The sequence below is a fragment of the Streptomyces sp. LARHCF249 genome (assembly GCF_052871255.1).
Genome location: NZ_JBIXJQ010000033.1, coordinates 1 through 4,197 on the forward strand (window position 1 = coordinate 1; position 4,197 = coordinate 4,197).

The window sequence follows — 4,197 nt, forward strand, 5'->3', positions numbered from 1 at the left end:
ATCAACTCGGTGAACTACGAGGACGGCGACGGACCGGAGTCCCGCTTCGCGAAGGTCACCCGCCTGGCCCAGGAGCACGGCGCCGCGCTGATCGCGCTGACCATCGACGAGGAGGGCCAGGCCCGCAGCGTCGAGCACAAGGTCGCCATCGCCGAGCGCCTGATCGAGGACCTCACGGGGAACTGGGGGATCCGCGAGTCGGACATTCTCATCGACACCCTCACCTTCACCATCTGCACGGGTCAGGAGGAGTCGCGCAAGGACGGCATCGCGACGATCGAGTCGATCCGTGAGCTCAAGCGGCGTCATCCGGACGTCCAGACGACGCTGGGTCTGTCGAACATTTCGTTCGGTTTGAATCCGGCCGCGCGTGTGCTGTTGAACTCGGTGTTCCTGGACGAGTGTGTGAAGGCGGGTCTGGACTCGGCGATCGTGCACGCGTCGAAGATCCTGCCGATCGCCCGTTTCGACGAGGAGCAGGTCACCACGGCGCTGGATCTGATCTACGACCGGCGCAGTGAGGGTTATGACCCGCTGCAGAAGCTGATGGCGCTGTTCGAGGGTGTCAACACCACGTCGTTGAAGGCCGGCCGTGCGCAGGAGCTGCTGGCCCTGCCGCTGGACGAGCGGCTGCAGCGGCGGATCATCGACGGCGAGAAGAACGGGCTGGAGGCCGATCTCGATGAGGCCCTCGGTTCGCGTCCGGCGCTGGAGATCGTCAATGACACGCTGCTGGAGGGCATGAAGGTCGTCGGTGAGCTGTTCGGGTCGGGTCAGATGCAGCTGCCGTTCGTGCTGCAGTCCGCCGAGGTGATGAAGACGGCCGTGGCCTATCTCGAGCCGCACATGGAGAAGACCGACGACGAGGGCAAGGGCACGATCGTCCTGGCCACCGTCCGCGGTGACGTCCACGACATCGGCAAGAACCTCGTCGACATCATCCTGACCAACAACGGCTACAACGTCGTCAACATCGGCATCAAACAGCCCGTCTCCGCGATCCTGGAGGCCGCGCAGGAGCACAAGGCCGACGTCATCGGCATGTCCGGCCTGCTGGTGAAGTCGACGGTGATCATGAAGGAGAACCTGGAGGAGCTCAACCAGCGCAAGCTGGCCGCCGACTACCCGGTCATCCTCGGCGGCGCCGCCCTCACCCGCGCCTACGTCGAACAGGACCTCCACGAGATCTACGAAGGCGAAGTCCGCTACGCCCGCGACGCCTTCGAAGGCCTGCGCCTGATGGACGCCCTGATGGGCGTCAAGCGCGGAGTCCCCGGAGTCGAGCTGCCGCCCCTGAAGCAGCGCCGCGTCCCCAAGCGGGACACCCCCCTCCTGCCGGCGGAAGCCGAGGAGGGCGGCCGGTCCGATGTGGCCGTCGACAATCCGGTGCCCGCCCCGCCGTTCTGGGGCACCCGCGTGGTCAAGGGCATCCCGCTCAAGGACTACGCCTCCTGGCTCGACGAGAACGCCCTGTTCAAGGGCCAGTGGGGCCTGAAGGATGCCGACACCATCGAAACGGACGGCCGGCCCCGGCTGCGCGGCTGGCTCGACCGGCTGCACACCGACGGACTGCTCGAAGCGGCCGTCGTGCACGGCTACTTCCCCTGCGTGTCCAAGGGCGACGACTTGATCATCCTCGACGAGTTCGGCGCGGAGCGGACCCGCTTCACCTTCCCGCGCCAGCGCCGCGGCCGCCGCCTGTGCCTCGCGGACTTCTTCCGCCCCGAGGAGTCCGGCGAGACCGACGTCGTCGGCCTCCAGGTCGTCACCGTCGGCAGCCGCATCGGGGAGGAGACGGCCCGGCTCTTCGCCGCCGACGCCTACCGCGAGTACATGGAACTGCACGGGCTCTCCGTCCAGCTGGCCGAGGCCCTCGCCGAGTACTGGCACGCCCGCGTCCGCGCCGAGCTGGGCATCGCCGGGACGGACCCCGCCTCCATGGACGGCATGTTCCGCACCGAGTACCAGGGCTGCCGCTACTCGCTCGGCTACCCCGCCTGCCCCGACCTGGAGGACCGCGCGAAGATCGCCGACCTCCTGCGGCCGGAGCGGATCGGCGTCCACCTGTCCGAGGAGTTCCAGCTCCACCCCGAGCAGTCCACCGACGCGATCGTCATCCACCACCCCGCGGCCACGTACTTCAACGCACGCTGACACCGGAAGGAACGATCCCTTGGCAGCCGTCATCGCAGAACGCCCCACCCTGGTCCGGCTCCGCCCGGCCGCACGGCCCGGGGTGCGCGAGATCCTGGCCAGCGGCCGGCGCTCGTACTCCTTCGAGTTCTTCCCGCCCAAGACCGAGGCGGGCGAACGCACCCTGTGGAACGCGATCCGCCGCATCGAGGCCTTCGCCCCCTCCTTCGTCTCCGTCACCTACGGGGCGGGCGGCTCCTCCCGGGACCGCACCGTCGAGGTCACCAAGCGGATCGCCGCCGAAACCACCCTGCGCCCGGTCGCGCACCTGACGGCGGTCGGCCACTCCCGGGCCGAGCTGCGCCACATCATCGGCCAGTACGCCGACGCGGGCATCCGCGACGTGCTCGCCCTGCGCGGCGACCCGCCGGGCGACCCGAAGGGCACGTGGACCCCGCATCCGCAGGGCTTCACGCACGCCCACGAGCTGGTCAGCATGATCCGCAAGCTGGGCGACTTCAGCGTGGGCGTGGCCGCGTTCCCCGAACGGCACCCGCGCTCCCCGGGCTGGACCGAGGACGTCCGGCACTTCGCCGCCAAGTGCAGGGCGGGCGCCGACTACGCCATCACGCAGATGTTCTTCCACGTCGAGGACTACCTGCGGCTGCGCGACCGGCTGGACTCGGTCGGCTGCCTGACCCCGGTGATCCCCGAGATCATGCCCGCCACCGACGCGCGCCAGATCCGCCGCTTCGCCGAACTGAGCGACGCCCGCTTCCCCGACGCCCTGGCCCGCCGCCTGGAGGCCGTGCAGGACAACCCGGCCGACGGCCACAAGGTGGGCGTGGAGTACGCGACCGCGATGGCCCAGCGCCTGCTGGCCGAAGGCGCCCCGGGCCTCCACTACATCACCCTCAACCGTTCCACCGCGACGCTCGAGATCCACCAGAACCTGGGCGTCACCGCCTAGCCCCGTCATCCACCACCGGAGTAAGTCACCATGACCAGCCAGACCCCTGCCGATTTCACCGACTACAAGGTCGCCGACCTCAGCCTCGCGGAGTTCGGCCGCAAGGAGATCACGCTGGCCGAGCACGAGATGCCCGGCCTGATGTCGATCCGCGCCGAGTACGCGGCCGCGCAGCCGCTCGCCGGCGCGCGGATCACCGGCTCCCTGCACATGACCGTGCAGACCGCCGTCCTGATCGAGACCCTGGTCGCCCTCGGCGCGGAGGTCCGCTGGGTCTCCTGCAACATCTACTCCACCCAGGACCACGCCGCCGCCGCGATCGCCGCCGCGGGCATCCCCGTCTTCGCCTGGAAGGGCGAGACGCTGGAGGAGTACTGGTGGTGCACGGAGCAGGCGCTGACCTGGCCCGGCGCCGACGGCCCCAACATGATCCTCGACGACGGCGGTGACGCCACCCTCCTGGTCCACAAGGGCGTCGAGTACCAGAAGGCCGGCGCCGTCCCGGACCCGGCCACCGCCGACAACGAGGAAATGGCCCTCGTCCTGCGCCTGCTGGCCGACAGCACGATCGACTGGGTCAAGCTCGCCGCCGGCATCCGCGGTGTCACCGAGGAGACCACCACGGGCGTGCACCGCCTGTACGAGATGCACCAGGCGGGCGAGCTCCTCTTCCCGGCGATCAACGTGAACGATGCCGTGACGAAGTCGAAGTTCGACAACAAGTACGGCTGCCGCCACTCCCTGATCGACGGCATCAACCGGGCGACGGACGTCCTGATCGGCGGCAAGGTCGCAGTCGTGTGCGGGTACGGCGATGTCGGCAAGGGGTGTGCGGAGTCGCTGCGCGGCCAGGGCGCGCGGGTGATCGTCACGGAGATCGACCCGATCTGCGCGCTGCAGGCGGCGATGGACGGCTACCAGGTCGCCACGCTGGACGATGTGGTGGAGACGGCGGACATCTTCATCACCACGACCGGCAACAAGGACATCATCATGGCCGCGGACATGGCCAAGATGAAGCACCAGGCGATCGTGGGCAACATCGGCCACTTCGACAACGAGATCGACATGGCGGGTCTGGCGAAGATCGAGGG

General features: G+C 68.9%; 3 protein-coding genes. All 3 read left to right on the forward strand.

Annotated features, from left to right (window positions below):
- The coding region (locus ACIPUC_RS37180; protein ID WP_446594860.1) for a vitamin B12 dependent-methionine synthase activation domain-containing protein at positions 1-2,154 on the forward strand (2,154 nt) is incomplete at its 5' end.
- Between the two features lie 82 nt (positions 2,155-2,236).
- Entirely contained in the window at positions 2,237-3,103 is an 867-nt protein-coding gene (gene metF / locus ACIPUC_RS37185; protein ID WP_446594863.1) for a methylenetetrahydrofolate reductase [NAD(P)H], read from the forward strand.
- A 30-nt stretch (positions 3,104-3,133) separates the two neighbouring features.
- Positions 3,134-4,197, forward strand: a 1,064-nt coding sequence (locus tag ACIPUC_RS37190) for an adenosylhomocysteinase (RefSeq protein WP_446594861.1), incomplete at its 3' end; no start/stop codon positions are given.